Genomic DNA, 16,280 nt, shown 5'->3' with positions numbered 1-16,280 from the left:
CTGCATCATGCCAATAAAACATACTTATGAATACTAATTCATTATCTACATTTCAAATTTCTTAAAATGCATATTCATCATAGATGGTACTGATCAACTGATCAGAATGAATGTTCCTTGAAAAAATAGGGTAATGAAAACGATCCAGTTTATTAAGGATACGGATAAGTTCCATTTTTTCGGAATGATTGAGATTTCCTGCAACGATATTCGTGGCCTGCCGGATTTTTTCCATTTGTTTTTCCAGGATCATTAATCCTCTTTCAGTAATACGGATCAATTTGCTGCGCTTATCAAGATCAGAGTCTGTTTGTTCAATAAGCCCCTGGCGCAGAAGTCTTGCAATAATAAGCATACCCACCGGTTTATCATGAATATTTTTCTTGATAAGCGCCATCTTGGTCATTTCCCCGAAAGCTTTCAGATTGATTAAATAAATAAAGTCTTCCTGGGTAGAAAATTCAGAATCCGAGATGGCAGATTTTGAATAGGTTTTCGCATATCTGTTGAGATGAACAAGTAATGTACTTATGGCACTTTCAGGAGTTCTTCCATTCTCCTTACCTTCCCAGTAGGGTTCTTCACGATGGTTTTCTTCAACAGACTCCTTGTCAGAAATCCAGGATTTAAAGCCCTGAATAGTTCCAGGATACAGATCAGGAGAAGCATGAATTTCAGCTTCAAACTGCTCCAGAAGATCTACACAATCTTTGATCAGCGTATAATTCATATCTTTTAAATAGTTTACAAATATACCTAATTTTAAAAGTATATCATAGGTAAAAAAACTAGATCAAATAGAACTGTTGAAGTTGTTCTTCACACAGGATCCGAATGACTTCAATCCAACGGTCCTCATCATTCAGACAAGGGATATAGGTGAAATTTTCACCGCCAGCTTCCAGAAACTGTTCTTTTCCTTCGACGGAAATTTCTTCCAGAGTTTCAAGACAATCCGAAACAAATGCCGGGCAGACTACCGCAAGGTTTTTAATTCCTTTTCCGGGAATGGTTTCTAATGTATGATCTGTATACGGCTCTATCCATTTATCTTTTCCCAATCTGGACTGGAAAGAAACAATGACCTTATTCTTGGGCAGTCCGAGTTTTCTGATCACATTATCAGTGGCATTAAAACACTGGTGACGGTAGCAAAACGCATGGCTTGGATGAGAATCTTTAGAACAGCAATCATTCATATTACATGTCTTTGTAGGATCTGTTTTGTAAATATGGCGTTCGGGAACACCATGGTAAGAAAATAACAGGGCATCAAAACTTTCAGGCAGTTTCTCCCGGATACTTTCTGCCAGGCAATCTGTATAAAGATCACGGTTGTAAAAAGGCTGTACGTAGTTGATCCTTACCCCCGGGAATTTTTTCTTTCTGATTTCTTCCGCTTTTTCAATTACGGTTTCAGTGGTACTCATTGCATATTGCGGATAGAGAGGAAACAGTACAATTTCTGTAACGCCTTTTTCAACCAGGTTTCTGATCCCGGTTTCAATACTTGGTTCGGCATACCTCATCCCGATCTCAACAGGTACATCTACTCTATTCTGGAGTTTTTTCTGTACCTTTTTGGTTATGACAATAAGTGGAGAGCCTTCGTCTGTCCATACCGTTTTATAAGCTTCTGCTGATTTTGCCGGTCTTGTTTTAAGAATAATTCCCTGAACAAGAAGTGCCCGGAAGATCCAGCGGTAATCTATTACTTTTTCATCCATCAGGAATTCATCCAAGTATTCTTTTACATCTTCTACTGCAGTAGATCTTGGAGAGCCAAGATTGATTAATAAAATTCCTTTTTTAGCCAATGTTGTTTATTTTATAATAATGTTATAGAAATTATTCTGCCAGTGCTTCTTTGTACACCTTCAAAGCTCTTTCTCTGGCTTTTGTGTGTTCTACGATAGGTTCTTCAAGATAATCTTCACGAAGCCATTTTCTGATATACTGATGATCTTTATCAAACTTTTTTGTCTGTTCATAGGGATTGAAGATCCTGAAATATGGTGCCGCATCACATCCGCAGCCTGCCGCCCACTGCCAGTTTCCGTTGTTGGCTGCCAGGTCATAGTCTAAGAGTTTTTCAGCAAAATAAGCTTCTCCCCACCGCCAATCAATAAGCAGGTGCTTGGTAAGAAAGCTTGCCGTGATCATTCTTACCCTGTTGTGCATGAATCCGGTTTCATTCAGTTGCCTCATTCCTGCATCTACAATGGGATATCCTGTTTTTCCTTCACACCAGGCCTTGAATTCCTTTTCGTTGTTTCTCCATGCAATATTCTCATATTTCTTTTTAAAGCAATGATGAACAACATCTGGAAAGTGATAGAGAATCTGCATAAAAAATTCTCTCCAGATAAGCTCATTAAGCCAGGTTTCATTGTGTTTAACAGCATATTGTACACATTTCCTGATCGAAACGGTACCAAAACGAAGGGCAATCCCAAGGTGTGTAGTACGATCCATCGAGGGGAAATCCCGGTAGCTTCCGTAAGAGTCTATTATTTTTTTGTTGAGCTCCGGTTCTGCATACTCAAGATCTGTTTTCTCAAACCCTATTTCTTTCAGTGAAATGATCTCTGAAGCTCCTTTATAATGTTCAAAATGGTCCCAATTTGTTGGAAAAGTTTCTATATGCTTCAGATTTTCCTTCCATTTCTTTGAGTAGGGGGTAAAAACAATGTACGGAGAAAGGTCATTTTTCAGGATATCATTCTTTTCAAATATAACCTGATCTTTATAATCTTTCAGCTGAATATCATGCTTCAGAAGAAGATCTGTTACCTGACGGTCCCGTTGTATGGCCTGCGGTTCGTAATCCCTGTTACAAAAAACACTGTCTACATTAAAATCCTTGATTATTTTTTTAAAGGCTTCCGTTGGAGTGTCGTAATAAACATAAAGTCCGCTATTGTGTTTTTTAAGTTCTTTATGAATATGCTGTAATGCCTGATGAATATAGTCTACTCTTCTGTCCCTTTTGTTCTGAAGACGGTTCAGAATATCAGTATCAAAAATAAAGACAGGAATAACCTTTAATCCTGTATTAAGGGCATGGTGAAGCCCTGCGTTGTCTTGCAGCCTGAGATCTCTCCGGAACCAAAAAATATTCACTCTACCCATGATCTGTTTTTGATATTAATACACAAATATACTAATAAATAATTTAAAAGAATATTAATACACTACAAATGTAATACGGCATAAAGTTTGTAAAATTTAAAGCAGGATAAAATAATTGTTATGGACTATTTAGAAACCGAACGATTAGATCTGATGAAAGATCAAAAACTCATTGATGAGTACTTCAGCTGGGTTATAAAAAAGGATTTGAATATTGATATAAATCTTAGCAATGAATATGTTCCCGCCCATAATATTGTCTCACAAAAATTAATTCTTGTCAAGACCTTTTCGGACAGCATTTTGGAAAATCCTGACCTATATTTTCTATTATCTTCTCTGATTCAGGATATCAATACAGGAGTATTAACAAAAAGCAGGATTCATTTTCTTCTTAAAAAATAAAAACTCCCAGGATATGAGAGTTTTATTGATGTATATGTCAGGGATTTACGCCTTTGCTTTTATATATTTATCAACCATTACTTCCAGATCATCCAGATTAAAAGGTTTTGAAACATAATCGTCTGCCTGAGCTTCCGATGCTAAAGCTACAATATCATTATTAGCAGTAACATAGATGACAGGAATGTGTTTAAATTCTTCCGTACTTTTGAGAAGTCTGGTCGCTTCCACACCACCGATTTTCGGAATCCAGTTATCCATCAAAATAACATCAGGCTGATAATCTGCCACTTTCTCCAGGATATCGTGTGACGTTTCTGAGATTTTAACCTCATATCCGTTTTCTTCAAATATGATAGTGATCACTTCTAAAATAGCAGTATCATCATCAAAAATTAAAATTCTCTTTTTACTCATATTATTTATATATTTTTTTTCTGAATATTATAATTGTTTTATATAGTTCGCTAAATTATGAGGGCTGATGATTAAATCATAATCAATTTCTTCTATAGCACTTCTGGGCATATAATCCACTTCTGCTGTTTCCGGATCCTGAATCCAGACTTTCCCGTTATATTTTTTTATATAGCTCAGCCCTTCTACTCCATCAGCATTAGCTCCCGATAAAAGGACACCGATGACGTTTTCGCCATAAACCTCTGCCGCAGATCTGAATGTAACATCTATGGAAGGACGGGAGTAATTCATTTTCTCAGAACTGTCTAATGACATCATGCTATTATTTTCAAATAACAAATGATAATCAGCAGGAACGATGTAAATTGTATTCTTTTCGATCTCGGTTTTATCCTCAACCTCTACAACGGGTATTTGGGTAAACTGCTGCAGTAAAGTTTTAAGAATATCTCCGGATTGCGCTTTGCGATGGATCACAAGTAGAATGGGAATATGGATTTTACTATCCAGATTTTTAATCATTTCAATAATGACCTGTAAGCTTCCTGCGGATCCTCCGATAACAATTAACTCCATATTGGTTGGTAACTTCATTGCAGCAACTATTAATTAATGATGATCAATTTTTTTCCAGATCTTCTGATCTTCAACCTGGTGATAATTCTTATCAATACCAGAAAAGCGAAGGGTTTCTTTTGCCCCCAATGCCAGAAAGCCTAAATTCTCCAGACTGTTATCAAAAAGCCTGAACACTCTTTCCTGAAGTTCTCTGTCAAAATAAATCAGGACATTCCTGCACACAATGAGCTGAAAGCTGTTAAAAGAGCTGTCTGAAACAAGATTGTGTGTTGATAAAATCAGTTTTTCCTGTAAACTTTTGTCAAACCGTACGCTATCATAATTGGCGGTATAATAATCAGAGAAATCTTTTACTCCACCGGAAAGCATATAGTTTTCAGAATACAGTTTCATCTGCTGTAAGGGAAAGATTCCTGCTCTGGCTGTTTCAAGAACGGCAGGATTTAAATCTGTACCATAAATAAGGGATTTATTATAAAGCCCGGCTTCTTTCAGCAGAATGGCAATAGAATAAGCTTCCTCGCCTGTTGAGCAGCCTGCAATCCAGATCCTGATTAAAGGATAGGTGCCAAGTTGGGGTAATATTTTCTCCCGCAATGCTTTAAAAAACGAAGGGTCTCTGAACATTTCCGTAACATTCACTGTAACTTCTTCTACAAAGCGTTTTAAGTATTCCGCATCATTGATGATGGTGTACCTCAGCTCTGCAAAACTGGTAAACCTGTCCAAAAGACATATACGGTTTACCCTTCTTTTAAATGAAGCTCTGCTATAACCGGAAAAGTCATAGCCGTACAAATCGTAAACATCTCTGATGAGATATTCTATTTCTTCATCTTTTACGATACTTGGTTCCAGCATCTATGAAATTTTTTCTATTGCCATTATTAAAAGGTCTACATCAATTGGTTTTGAAACATAATCATCTGCTCCTGCTTCCAGACATTTCTGGCGGTCTTCCGGCATTGCCTGTGCTGTGACAGCAATTACAGGTACATGTTTGATTTCCCGAGAGCTTCTTATCATTCTTATCGCTTCATAGCCGTCTATTCCCGGCATCATCATATCCATCAGAACCACTGAAAAGTCGGGGTCAGTCTTCAGCATTTCCAGAGCATCCTGGGCCATTGTACAGGATTCAACTGCATATCCACGAGCTTTAAGAGTTAATTTCAATGCAAATATATTGCGTGGATCATCATCCACAATTAAGATTTTCTTATTCATCAGAATTTTATCTGTTTAACTTTCATACAACCAAACACGAAGGAGTGATAATAACTGATCTATATCTACCGGTTTTGAGATATAATCTGAAGCTCCTGCGGTAATGCATTTTTCACGTTCTCCAATCATAGATTTGGCGGTAATGGCTATAACAGGCAGTTTTTTAAACGCCGGCATTTTCCTTATCTGCTTAATGGTCTCATAGCCATCCATTTCCGGCATCATCATATCCATCAGAATAACATCTACATCATGATTCTGGTGAATTTGCTCAAGGGCGTGTTTACCATCCATGGCCACAATGACTTCAACTTTATATTTTTCCAGTGCTTTGGTTAAAGAAAAAATATTGCGTACATCATCATCGGTAATGAGTATTTTTTTGCCACTCAGAACTTCAGTTAAAGACCCAAGCATTTTTCCTCTGTTATTTTCAGTGGAACCGTTCTTTTCTTCCACCAAATGCAAAAATAAGCCTACTTCATCTAAAACCCTCTGATAGGAATGGGCTGTTTTTACCACAACAGAATCTGCGTATTGCTTTATTTTAAGCTCTTCTTCTTTAGATAAATGATGTTCTGTAAAAATAATGATCGGAAGATTTTCCAGTCCCTCATAACTTTTAATTGATTCTATGACATGGTAATCATTTCCTTTGGTACTTCCGGTATCCAGGATAACACAATCAACAAGGTCTGAAGTAAGTGCTTTCACACTATCTTCAACATTATGTTCCACCGATAAGGAAATATTAAAGTTGCTAAGGAAATAGGACAATGCATTGGCATGTTTGGCATTTTCCTCAACAATCAGAACTTTCTGGGTTCCTTTTTGTAATGCTTCTTCAATTTTTCTGAATACATCGGTCATTTTCTCCAGAGCTACGGGCTTGTTGATAAAATCAACAGCACCTTTCATAAGGCTTTCTTTTTTCACGTGCAGGGCAGACATCATATGTACCGGAATGTACTTCACATGAGGATCCGATTTCAGTTCGTCCATAACTTCCCAGCCGTCTTTTACCGGTAGCTGAACATCCAGTAAAATTGCATGCGGATGATATTGCTGAGCTGCCGTAAGCGCATAATCTCCTCTTACCACCACAATCCCTTTATAATTCTGCAGATGAGCATATTTCAATAAAGCTTTCGCAAAATTAGTATCATCTTCAATAATCAGTATCACCTTATCTCCTTCCTGAATATTTTCTCTGTCATCCTCCACATCTTCAGGTATTTTCAAGGTATTTACCTGAACTTTATCTCCTTCATCAAGGATACTCTGGATTTCCTCCACATCTTCACGGATGATTTCCACCAGATCCTGGTCTGTTTCGGAATGAGCAATTTCAGTGACCGGATGTACAGGAATAATGAAACTGAATTCACTGCCTTTATTTACTTCACTTTTCAGGGCAAGCTCGCCTCCCAGAAGTCTTGCAATTTCACGGCTTATTGAAAGTCCCAGACCGGTACCTCCAAACTTTCTTTTGGTAGAGCCGTCAGCCTGCTGAAATGCTTCAAAGATAATTTTCTGCTTATCTTCTGCAATTCCTATCCCGGTATCTTTTACTGAAAATATAATAAAGTCAGGCTTTTCAGAATGTTTTCTGATACGCAAATCAATGCTTCCTTTGGTTGTAAATTTTAAAGCATTAGACAGCAGGTTTCTCAGTACCTGATCAATTCTGAGGCGGTCACTTTCAATAACTTTCTGTACGTCTGAATCTACCTCAATATTGAATGGAAGGTTTTTTTCCTGAAATACAGGACTGAAAAGACTTTTCAGATCTTTTATAATGTCTTCAATGACCACATTCTGGTACTCCAGGGTCATTTTGCCGGATTCTATTTTTGCCAGATCAAGAATTTCATCTATTAATGTTAATAAACTGGTTCCTGAGCTTTGAATCACTTTAGCAGATTCCACCTGATCTTCATTAAGGTTTTCATCGGGATTTTCTGCCATTAACCTTGATAAAAGAAGGATTGAATTGAGTGGTGTGCGCAATTCATGGGACATGTTGGCTAAAAATTCAGATTTATATTTGGTGCTGAGTGCCAGCTCCTCTACTTTTTTCTGAATTTCATTGTTGCGTTCTGCTATTAAATGATTTTTTTCTTCCAGCAATCGTGAGCGCTCTTCCAGCTCTGCATTGGCCTGCATCAGCTCTTCCTGCTGTACTTTTAATTCTTCTTCTGAGGCCTGAAGCTTCTGAGTCTGTGCTTCCAGTTCTGTATTAAGGTTTTCAAGCTCAGAATGCTGCACCTGTAATTCTTCAGACTGCGCCTGGGTTTCTTCCAGCAACTGCTGTTCTTTTTCTCTTCCTTTGGCGGCGTTCAGGGCAATCCCTATATTAACGCTGCATTCTTCAAAATAGCTGATTCTGTCTTCCTCAAAATTGGAAGTGGATCCTAATTCTATAACTCCTATAACATGACCGTCTGCAAAAACAGGGATCAGCATGATTCCATAGATTTTTATAGTACTGCTGGCAAAAGTGACCACAAAATCATCTTCATGAAGATTATTGTAAACCTGTGTTTTAGCATTCATAAAGGCCTGCCCTACCATTCCTTCACCCGGTTCGAAAGATTTTTTCATATTAGCTTCCAACCCGAATGCTTTATTGAGCTTTAGCATGCCTTCGTCAAAAAGATATAACGAACCGTTGATGCAGTTACCATATTCAATCAGCTGATGTAAAGCTTTATCGGAAACTTCTTTTACTGACTTATTTCCTACCAGGGATTCATTCAGCAAAGCGAGTCCTTTCTGGCGCCAGTCGCTTTTATTAATTTTATCGAAAGATATTTTTAATGATTCAGTCATGTGATTCAGGGATTCTACAAGGTCTCCGAGATCATCCTCCGCATTATCCACTGCTTTCTCGCTGTAATCACCGTTAGCTACCCTGTTGGCAATTTTCTGGATTGCGCTTACCCTTCTCGTCATTTCCTGATCTTTATCCCTGAGCATTTTTTCCAGCTCATCTCTTCTGATAAGGTCAGCCCGCATTTTAAAATAGAAAAATGCCGTCACTACCACTGCGGCCAATGCTGAAAAAACAATAAAGATGACCGTTGTTTCTGAAGAGCGTGTTAAATCTTTATTTTTAATTTCAACCTGATTCTCTTCATATTGTACAAAGTCTTTTACAATTTTACGGCACTCATCCATATAAGCTTTGCCGGTAACAATCTGCTGCTGGGTCATCACGATTCCTCTCCGTCTGTTTTCCACCAGATTTTTCAGATGATTCATCACCTGGCCGACTGCAACTTTTAATCCGGCCAGTCTTTCCTGCTGGTTTTTATCGTGTACTCCCAATGATTCTGCCTGCACCAAAGCTTTGGAATATTCTCTTACACCACGTTTATAAGGTTCCAGGAAATCTTCCCTTCCGGTAAGCTGATAGCCTCTGTTTCCTGTTTCCGCATCCAGCAGGGCCACCAGAATATCTTTAACAGCCGTTACAGAACGCCTGCTCTGGGAAAGACTTTCACGGTGGTTCATCTGATTCTGGATACTCCAGTATGAGGCCACTGAACTGGTTATTAAAATCAGAAGGGAAAGACCTATCCCAACCTGAAGGTTTCGTATAATTTTTTTTGGCATGAAAGTTAATTTAAAGGTAGGGTAAAATAAAAGGTAGAGCCTTCATCTACGATACTGGAAACTCCAACGCTTCCATGATGCTGTTTGATGATTTCTGCGCATATAAAGAGTCCGATTCCCATTCCCTGGAACTGCAGTGAAGACTCTTCTACACGATAGAATTTTTTGAATACTGCATCCTGCTTGAAATCAGGAATTCCGATTCCAAAATCAGTTACATTCACTCTCACTTCCTGAGCTTCATGATCTACGAATGTGGTCACAATCACCTGGTTATTGTTGGGTGAATATTTAATAGCATTTGTCAGAAAATTGATCAGCACCTGTTCAATACGGATCTCATCCAAAGGGATTAAAATATCAGGTTTTGTTCCATGGCGTTCAATTTTCACCTGTTGCTCATGGGTCTGCAAAATGGTTTCAATGGCATTGCTGATTACACTTTCCAGGTTCACCGGTTTTTTATTTATTTTCAGTTTTCCGTTTTCAATTTTCGAAACATCCAGAAGATCTGTAATGAGGGTATTCAGCTTTTCAATCTGGCCCTGAACTTTTGTAACAAACCCTGCTTCCGGGCTTTCTTTATCTAATTTCAGTTTTCTTTCCAATAGCTGAACATATGCTTTAATACTGGTAAGAGGGGTCTTTAATTCATGGCTTGCAATGCTTAGAAACTCATCTTTTTCCTTTTCTACTTTTTTCTGATCGTCAATATCCGTAAAGGTTCCTACCCAGTTTTTGATGCGGTCTTCATCATACACAGGCGTTATTCTCAGTAGATGATACCGGTAATTACCTGAAACAATATTTTTAATTCTTATTTCTAATTCCAGGGCTTTTCCTTTTCTTCTGCATCTTTCCAGTTCTTCCCTGATGTTGTAATCATCAGGATGTGTTTCAGGGAAATTCTGTTCTGCATCGGAATACTGGTACCATTTGCCATTAACAAAATCAACGATTCCGTCTTCATTCAGGGTAAAGGCAATCTGAGGAAGAGATTCCAGCATGAGGTGGAAATGGTCAATCTGAGACTTCATTGTTACCTGGGATTCCCTTCTTCCTTTCACTTCCAGTTCCAGATTCTGCTGTGTTTTTTTCATTGCAATATTCTGTTCCTGAAGGTTGTAGAAGGTTTTCACTTTAAGCAGAAGAATTTCAGGATCTACGGGCTTAGTTACGTAGTCTTTAGCGCCAGAAGCATACCCTTGGGTGATGAATTTTTTATCTGTATTAACTGCGGATAAAAATAGGATAGGTACATCTTTGGTTTTACTGTAATCTGCAAGTGTTTCTGCAACTTCAAAGCCATCCATATCAGGCATCTGAACATCTAAAATAATTAAGGCATAGTCATTTTTCAATGCTTTACCCAGAGCCTCTTCACCGGAGCTGGCCGTTTCAACCTGGAAATCTTTGGATTCGAGTAATTTTTGAAGTGAATAAAGATTATTTTGGTTGTCATCAACAATTAAAATCATAGAAGTTAAAATCAATAATTAGTTACAGATACTTTAGCTTCAAAAATACTGACAATATCTGAGAAAACAGTAATTTTTATACGATTATATGTGAGGATTTCATACCACATTTCTACAGGAAAACAACAATGGCATAAGGATTGAAATTATTTATAATATTTTAGAAAAAACACCCTAATTTTCAGCTAAATAAACAAACTATGAAAAAGACAATAAGCTGTATGAATATTGATGTGCAAATTCTTTATTCATTCGGAGGTGAAACTGTGATGTATAAGCCTAAGGAATTCATTTTCAAAGAAGGTGAGCATTCTCAATATTATTTCCAGATTATCAGCGGCAAAGTAAAGCTGAACACTTTTACTGAAAACGGGAAAGAATTTATTCATAACATTCTGGGCAAAAACCAGAGTTTTGGGGATCCTCTTCTGTTTATCGAAAAGCTTTATCCTACCAATGCCGTAAGTTTACAGGCTACAGAGGTGATCAGGATGCCTAAGAATAATTTTTTAGAAATGCTTAAAAGCCATCCGGATCTTTCACTGGAAATGAATATGTGTTTATCCCAAAGGTTATATTATAACAGTTTGATGGTTCGTAATATGGCATCAGCTGATCCTATACAGCGTCTTAAAGGGCTGTTGGATTATCTTAAGAGTTATCATGACGAGGACTGCCTGCAGTGTTTTCCTATAGAGCTTACCCGCCAGCAAATTGCTGATCTTACAGGGCTGAGGGTTGAAACCGTGATCAGAACTATAAAAAAGATGGTTAATCATGAAATCATAAAATTGGAGGGCCGAAGAATTTTATACTAGAATTTTGATTTTCTTATTGTATGGATGAATTTTCGCACATCTTAAAATAGAACATAAATATACTATAAAATAAAAAAATGACCGGAACCTTTCCGGCTCCGGTCATTTTTATTACACTAACTTAATTGGTCTTTTTCCTCCATTCCGCTTTCACGTCTTCGGCAGCATCTTTGGTCTTCTCCCATGCTTCATCGGCTTTATCCTTAATATCCTCCCAGGCATCGGAAACGTTTGATTTTACTCTTTCCAACCAGTCTTCCTGTGTAGCTTCCTGATCATTATCTCTTTTTTCATTGATATAATCTTTGGCTTTATCCGCTAATTCACTGATCTTCCATTTTGCATTATCAGCTGCATTTTTTAAAGAGTTTTCTGTTTGGTCTACTGCATTTTCCGCTTTGTTGTAATCTGAATTATTCATAATATAATATTTTAGTAATTGGTATATAAATAAACAATGTTCATGCCTAAAAGACGGTTTTTAATGTTAAAATTTCTTAAAATCTCATAGAAGAACAGAAAGTCATACTTTTCAATAATATAAAGGCCTGATAATGTAAGAAGTATTCTATTTTTCATTTTCAGTTATTTTTTTAAAAAAGTAGATATTTAATAAGAACTGGCTGTAACCGTACACAGCATCTTCAACAGGGATGGTCCCCATTCTTATTCCCAAAAAATCATCAGGATTGTAATTTACAACCGGTGAAGGGATCAGAGATCCTGTAAGGATTCCATTTACAGCAAAGAAGCCCGGCATCAGGATAAGATATACGAAGCTGGCCTTTCCTATCCAGTCTTTTTTAGCGATAAAATGCAGATAGCAAAGCGTCAGTACCGTTACGATCACTGTAAGCAAAGTATATATCCTTTCATAATAAAGAAGGCCTGTTACACTCAGAACAATAACTGCTGTAAATACAATAAGATTATTTAAAGTACTCATCCAGTCCAGAGTAAAAAATTTCTCCAGACAATAGTACGTAAAAACACAGGCGAAGGGAATACAGTAAAAAAACAGCCATTCTTCAACAGGGAGCCCGGCTATTTTAAATCCTAATGTATAATTGAGATCAAACCACCATACTCCTTTTGCCGTGAACCATATATCCCAGATGATAAAAGGAACTGCCACAATGGTGGATGAAAGCAGAAACTTCCCGAAAAGCTTATTAAACCGTATTCTCCCGTCAAAAGAGGCCAAAAAGCAGATAATGACGGTGAAAAAGTTAATCAGTATGTAAGTATAAGGCATCATTTTTTATTGAAATACATTTTAAAATATTTAACGGGAACCCATAAAAAGCCAAAACACTCTCCATCTTCTTTTCCCAGGTGCTTGTGATGCTGTTTATGTGCACGCCTGATCGCAAGGAAATAGGGATTTTTTGTTTTGGTAAAAACTTTTGCTCTTTGATGAATAAAAATGTCATGCACAAAGAAGTAAGCCATCCCGTAAAGACTTATTCCCAGCCCGATATAAAACCAATAGTTGAAGTCCTGTTTTACGCCGATATATAATAAAGCAATAGCCGGACTTGCAAAAATGAAAAAGAACCAGTCATTCCTTTCAAGTTTCCCGTCATGGCTATGATCATGATGATCCCGGTGCAGAATCCACAGAAAGCCGTGCATAATATAGCGGTGGATCAGCCAGGTAGCTCCTTCCATGGATATAAATACTCCCAAAACGATCAGAACATTCATTTTAATTGTGCTTATGGTTAAAAAGGTCATTCAAAATTCTGTATCTGTAATCGAAAATACTTTTAAGCTTCTCTTTTACAAATAGCTGATGTGCTGTTCTCCCTAAAATTCCCATCGGAAGTTCATAATCTACAGTATCTTTCATGAGTACACCATTCTCGTTAGGAATAAATTCATGAAAATGATTCCAGTGCTTGTAAGGACCTTTTTTCTGAAAGTCTGTAAAACTTTTATGGTCGTCTACATGGCTGATAATGGTCTTCCACCTCATTGGAATCCCTAATAAGGGAGAGACGGTGTAATCTATCTCCATCCCTTTAAAAATGGGCTGATCCCGAACATCTGAAAGAACCACAAAATTCATGCTTTCAGGGGTTATTTCTGATAAATTATTGGGGGATGAGAAAAACTTCCATGCTGTTTCAATGGTACAATTCAGCTGTTGTTCCCTGTATAATCTGTACATCATATATTTTTACTTGATTATTAAACGTTCAAAAAAATCATCTTTAATCCGGAATTCATCTGTCAGAAATAAGCAGATTTGTAACGGATATAGCTTTTGAATGCAACCAATAGCTTTTGTGAATTGGCAATTCTGATTCTTTGCTGCAACATATTCTGAGAGCTTGTTTTCTTTATTTTATCAAACAGGGAAAGGTAATACCTGTAGGCAAGGTATACTCCAAAAATGGATGAACCCGGCAGTTTTTTAATACCCTGTAATGCTTCTTTAAATTCTTCTTCAATTTCTTTTTCGATACAAACTTTTACGGTGTTATCAAAAACTGACATATTCAGGGATGGAAAATAAGTACGTCCTAAAATCTGATAATCATCCTTCAGATCCCGTAAAAAATTTACTTTCTGAAAGGCAGATCCCAACTTCATAGCGTACGGCTTAAGCTTATCATATTGCTGCTTATCACCTTCTGTAAATATCTGCAGACACATAAGACCTACCACTTCTGCAGAGCCGTAGATATACTCCTTGTACAATTCTGAGTTGTAATCAATTTTATGAAGGTCCATTTCCATACTGTGTAAAAACTGATTGATCAGCCGGATATCAATATCATACCGGCGAACGGTTTCCTGAAATGAATGCAAAATAGGATTAAGTGATATACCATCTTCCAGTGCCTGATACGTTTCAGCCTTTAATCTTTTCAGAAGTTTCTCTTTATCATAACCATGAAAACTATCTACAATTTCATCTGCAAGGCGTACATATCCGTAAACGGCGTAAACAGCAGGTCTGATGGAAGGCTTCAATGCCAGTATTCCCAATGAAAAACTGGTGCTGTATTTCTGCGTCGTGTACTTACTGACTTCGTAAGACAATTCATCAAACAATTTTTTCATATTATTTTATTTTTAGTTTACTCACTTCAGCTGCCACAATTTTCCCTGAAATAACCGATGGGGGAACTCCGGGACCCGGAACCGTTAATTGCCCCGTATAAAAAAGATTTCCGATCTTTTTGTTTCTTATTTTAGGTTTTAGGACCGCTGTCTGCGATAATGTATTGGATAGTCCGTAGGCATTCCCCTGATAAGCATTATAGTCGGAAATAAAATCGCTTACACAGTAGCTTCTTTTGTATTCAATTCTGGAAATAAGATCGCTTTCACCTGTATGTTTTTCAATTCTTTCAAGCATTTCTACCAGATATTTTTCCCTTACAGGCTCGTCATCATGTATTCCAGGCGCCAGCGGTAACAAAAGAAAAAGATTTTCACAGCCTTCAGGCGCTACATCCGGATCTGTCCTGGAGGGACAACACGAATAAAAAAGCGGTTTAGAGGGCCATTTTTTATTTTTATAAATACAGTCTATATGATTGTCAAGCTCATTCTCGAAAAACAGGGTATGATGTTTTAAACGAGGAATTTCTCCTTTGATCCCGAGATAATAAATAAGACATGAAGGGGCAAAGGTTCTTGTTTTCCAATAGGCTTCTTTATAGTTTCTGAGTGATTTGGGAATTAAGGTTTCCGTATGATGGTAATCTGACGAAGCAATGACAGCATCAAACTCATAGTCTTCGCCATTGACTGTTATGGAAGCTGCCTTTCCGTTTTCTGTATTGATTTTCTTTACGTCATGGTTAAAATGAAAAGTTACGCCCTGTTTTTCTGCTACGTCTTTCATAGCGAGAACAAGCTGATAAAACCCTCCCATCGGATATTTTGTTCCCAAAACATAGCCTCCGTAATTCATAAGGCTGTATAAAGCTGGAATCTGACTGGGAGAAGCTCCAAGAAATATAACCGGAAATTCCATCAGCGATCTGAGTTTCGGATCTGTAAAATAACCTGAAACATATTTTCTGAAATCACTTAAAAGATCAAGCTTCAGCGCACTGCCTGCAATTTTTAAAGAAGCGAACTCAAGCCAGTTATAACAGGGTTTTGTCACAAAGTCTTTCATTCCCACTTCATATTTAAACCGGGCAGACTTCATAAATTTATCATACTTTCTGGCTGCTCCGGGTTCTATTTTCTCAAACAACTCACGGATGTCTTCATTTTTCTCAGGAACAGAAACTTTTTCCTCTGAAAAGACCATCTCAAACTGAGGATCCAGAGAAACCAGATCGAAAAAATCAGATGCCTTACAATCAAAATCAGCGAAAAAACTTTCGATAATGTCAGGCATCCAGTACCAGCTGGGACCCATATCAAAAACATAACCCTGGTCTGTTTTGAATTGTCTTGCACGGCCGCCAGGCTGAGGATGTTTTTCAAATACATGCACTTCATTTCCGGATTTTGCAGCATAGGCAGCAGCCGAGAGCCCGGAAAACCCTGAACCTATCACTGCAATTCTTTTTCTTAAACCTCCAGTATTCATTGTTATTTATTTAATAGTTTAGCAGGTGCTTTTATAGTG

General features: G+C 37.5%; 18 protein-coding genes. 2 read left to right on the top strand and 16 right to left on the bottom strand.

Annotation, left to right across the window (positions count from 1 at the left end; translation table 11 throughout):
- Positions 1-61 precede the first annotated feature (61 nt).
- Genes ACTJJF_RS03155 through ACTJJF_RS03145 form a run of 3 tightly spaced genes read right to left on the bottom strand, consistent with a single transcriptional unit; the run spans position 62 to position 3,132 of the window.
- The gene (locus ACTJJF_RS03155) at positions 62-730 is read right to left on the bottom strand and encodes a MarR family winged helix-turn-helix transcriptional regulator (RefSeq protein WP_440698665.1); all 669 of its coding nucleotides are present in this window, start codon (positions 728-730) and stop codon (positions 62-64) included.
- 58 nt (positions 731-788) lie between these two features.
- Positions 789-1,817 (bottom strand): ferrochelatase, encoded by a 1,029-nt coding sequence (gene hemH, locus ACTJJF_RS03150; RefSeq protein ID WP_440698664.1) that lies wholly within the window; start codon positions 1,815-1,817, stop codon positions 789-791.
- 31 nt (positions 1,818-1,848) lie between these two features.
- Complete coding sequence (locus ACTJJF_RS03145; RefSeq protein WP_440698663.1) at positions 1,849-3,132, bottom strand: cryptochrome/photolyase family protein; 1,284 nt, start codon at positions 3,130-3,132, stop codon at positions 1,849-1,851.
- A gap of 120 nt (positions 3,133-3,252) precedes the next feature.
- On the opposite strand from ACTJJF_RS03145, the gene ACTJJF_RS03140 reads away from it, so the two are divergent.
- Positions 3,253-3,537, top strand: coding sequence for a hypothetical protein (locus tag ACTJJF_RS03140; protein WP_312300746.1), 285 nt, complete (start codon positions 3,253-3,255; stop codon positions 3,535-3,537).
- Positions 3,538-3,582: 45 nt separating this feature from the next.
- Here ACTJJF_RS03140 and ACTJJF_RS03135 read toward each other — a convergent pair whose 3' ends face one another.
- From ACTJJF_RS03135 to ACTJJF_RS03110, 6 genes are read right to left on the bottom strand one after another with little or no spacing between them, the layout of a single operon-like run.
- On the bottom strand, positions 3,583-3,954 hold the full coding sequence (locus ACTJJF_RS03135; protein ID WP_312300749.1) for a response regulator: 372 nt from the start codon (positions 3,952-3,954) through the stop codon (positions 3,583-3,585).
- 27 nt (positions 3,955-3,981) lie between these two features.
- On the bottom strand, positions 3,982-4,551 hold the full coding sequence (locus ACTJJF_RS03130) for a chemotaxis protein CheB (protein WP_440698662.1): 570 nt from the start codon (positions 4,549-4,551) through the stop codon (positions 3,982-3,984).
- A gap of 15 nt (positions 4,552-4,566) precedes the next feature.
- A complete protein-coding gene (locus tag ACTJJF_RS03125; RefSeq protein WP_312300754.1) occupies positions 4,567-5,397 on the bottom strand; it encodes a CheR family methyltransferase in 831 nt (276 codons plus the stop codon).
- On the bottom strand, positions 5,398-5,763 hold the full coding sequence (locus tag ACTJJF_RS03120) for a response regulator (protein WP_440698661.1): 366 nt from the start codon (positions 5,761-5,763) through the stop codon (positions 5,398-5,400).
- 15 nt (positions 5,764-5,778) lie between these two features.
- Entirely contained in the window at positions 5,779-9,381 is a 3,603-nt protein-coding gene (locus tag ACTJJF_RS03115; protein WP_440698660.1) for a response regulator, read from the bottom strand.
- Between the two features lie 5 nt (positions 9,382-9,386).
- Positions 9,387-10,859: a response regulator gene (locus ACTJJF_RS03110; RefSeq protein WP_440698659.1), complete on the bottom strand. Its 1,473-nt coding sequence runs from the start codon at positions 10,857-10,859 to the stop codon at positions 9,387-9,389.
- 200 nt (positions 10,860-11,059) lie between these two features.
- Between ACTJJF_RS03110 and ACTJJF_RS03105 the strand changes: the two genes are divergently transcribed.
- Positions 11,060-11,677, top strand: coding sequence for a Crp/Fnr family transcriptional regulator (locus ACTJJF_RS03105; protein WP_440698658.1), 618 nt, complete (start codon positions 11,060-11,062; stop codon positions 11,675-11,677).
- Positions 11,678-11,798: 121 nt separating this feature from the next.
- Here the strand turns inward: ACTJJF_RS03105 and ACTJJF_RS03100 are convergent, their stop codons facing one another.
- From ACTJJF_RS03100 to ACTJJF_RS03070, 7 genes are read right to left on the bottom strand one after another with little or no spacing between them, the layout of a single operon-like run.
- Positions 11,799-12,098 carry a hypothetical protein gene (locus ACTJJF_RS03100; RefSeq protein ID WP_083988453.1) on the bottom strand — a complete coding sequence of 100 codons (300 nt, stop codon included), beginning with the start codon at positions 12,096-12,098 and terminating at the stop codon, positions 11,799-11,801.
- A gap of 11 nt (positions 12,099-12,109) precedes the next feature.
- Positions 12,110-12,256, bottom strand: a complete 147-nt coding sequence (locus ACTJJF_RS03095; protein ID WP_440698657.1) for a hypothetical protein — start codon at positions 12,254-12,256, stop codon at positions 12,110-12,112.
- Complete coding sequence (locus tag ACTJJF_RS03090; RefSeq protein WP_440698656.1) at positions 12,246-12,935, bottom strand: lycopene cyclase domain-containing protein; 690 nt, start codon at positions 12,933-12,935, stop codon at positions 12,246-12,248. Before ACTJJF_RS03090 ends, ACTJJF_RS03095 begins: the two co-directional genes overlap by 11 nt.
- Positions 12,932-13,384, bottom strand: a complete 453-nt coding sequence (locus ACTJJF_RS03085) for a beta-carotene hydroxylase (protein WP_440698655.1) — start codon at positions 13,382-13,384, stop codon at positions 12,932-12,934. Before ACTJJF_RS03085 ends, ACTJJF_RS03090 begins: the two co-directional genes overlap by 4 nt.
- 1 nt (position 13,385) lies before the next feature.
- Complete coding sequence (locus tag ACTJJF_RS03080) at positions 13,386-13,853, bottom strand: SRPBCC family protein (RefSeq protein WP_440698654.1); 468 nt, start codon at positions 13,851-13,853, stop codon at positions 13,386-13,388.
- A gap of 59 nt (positions 13,854-13,912) precedes the next feature.
- Positions 13,913-14,749 carry a phytoene/squalene synthase family protein gene (locus ACTJJF_RS03075; RefSeq protein ID WP_312300789.1) on the bottom strand — a complete coding sequence of 279 codons (837 nt, stop codon included), beginning with the start codon at positions 14,747-14,749 and terminating at the stop codon, positions 13,913-13,915.
- 1 nt (position 14,750) lies between these two features.
- Positions 14,751-16,241, bottom strand: coding sequence for a phytoene desaturase family protein (locus tag ACTJJF_RS03070; RefSeq protein ID WP_440698653.1), 1,491 nt, complete (start codon positions 16,239-16,241; stop codon positions 14,751-14,753).
- Positions 16,242-16,280 lie beyond the last annotated feature (39 nt).

This window comes from Chryseobacterium sp. 22458 (assembly GCF_052044975.1).
GTDB lineage: Bacteria > Bacteroidota > Bacteroidia > Flavobacteriales > Weeksellaceae > Chryseobacterium.
This window is presented reverse-complemented; position numbering and strand designations above follow the sequence as displayed.

What these genes read in the sequence shown, in the direction of transcription:
- ACTJJF_RS03075 (WP_312300789.1), bottom strand. Translation starts at nt 14,749, where the DNA reads ATGAAAAAATTGTTTGATGAATTGTCTTACGAAGTCAGTAAGTACACG.
- ACTJJF_RS03155 (WP_440698665.1), bottom strand. Translation starts at nt 730, where the DNA reads ATGAATTATACGCTGATCAAAGATTGTGTAGATCTTCTGGAGCAGTTT.
- ACTJJF_RS03080 (WP_440698654.1), bottom strand. Translation starts at nt 13,853, where the DNA reads ATGATGTACAGATTATACAGGGAACAACAGCTGAATTGTACCATTGAA.
- ACTJJF_RS03125 (WP_312300754.1), bottom strand. Translation starts at nt 5,397, where the DNA reads ATGCTGGAACCAAGTATCGTAAAAGATGAAGAAATAGAATATCTCATC.
- ACTJJF_RS03110 (WP_440698659.1), bottom strand. Translation starts at nt 10,859, where the DNA reads ATGATTTTAATTGTTGATGACAACCAAAATAATCTTTATTCACTTCAA.
- ACTJJF_RS03135 (WP_312300749.1), bottom strand. Translation starts at nt 3,954, where the DNA reads ATGAGTAAAAAGAGAATTTTAATTTTTGATGATGATACTGCTATTTTA.
- ACTJJF_RS03100 (WP_083988453.1), bottom strand. Translation starts at nt 12,098, where the DNA reads ATGAATAATTCAGATTACAACAAAGCGGAAAATGCAGTAGACCAAACA.
- ACTJJF_RS03070 (WP_440698653.1), bottom strand. Translation starts at nt 16,241, where the DNA reads ATGAATACTGGAGGTTTAAGAAAAAGAATTGCAGTGATAGGTTCAGGG.
- ACTJJF_RS03115 (WP_440698660.1), bottom strand. Translation starts at nt 9,381, where the DNA reads ATGCCAAAAAAAATTATACGAAACCTTCAGGTTGGGATAGGTCTTTCC.
- ACTJJF_RS03145 (WP_440698663.1), bottom strand. Translation starts at nt 3,132, where the DNA reads ATGGGTAGAGTGAATATTTTTTGGTTCCGGAGAGATCTCAGGCTGCAA.
- ACTJJF_RS03085 (WP_440698655.1), bottom strand. Translation starts at nt 13,384, where the DNA reads ATGAATGTTCTGATCGTTTTGGGAGTATTTATATCCATGGAAGGAGCT.
- ACTJJF_RS03105 (WP_440698658.1), top strand. Translation starts at nt 11,060, where the DNA reads ATGAAAAAGACAATAAGCTGTATGAATATTGATGTGCAAATTCTTTAT.
- ACTJJF_RS03090 (WP_440698656.1), bottom strand. Translation starts at nt 12,935, where the DNA reads ATGATGCCTTATACTTACATACTGATTAACTTTTTCACCGTCATTATC.
- ACTJJF_RS03095 (WP_440698657.1), bottom strand. Translation starts at nt 12,256, where the DNA reads ATGAAAAATAGAATACTTCTTACATTATCAGGCCTTTATATTATTGAA.
- ACTJJF_RS03120 (WP_440698661.1), bottom strand. Translation starts at nt 5,763, where the DNA reads ATGAATAAGAAAATCTTAATTGTGGATGATGATCCACGCAATATATTT.
- ACTJJF_RS03140 (WP_312300746.1), top strand. Translation starts at nt 3,253, where the DNA reads ATGGACTATTTAGAAACCGAACGATTAGATCTGATGAAAGATCAAAAA.
- ACTJJF_RS03130 (WP_440698662.1), bottom strand. Translation starts at nt 4,551, where the DNA reads ATGAAGTTACCAACCAATATGGAGTTAATTGTTATCGGAGGATCCGCA.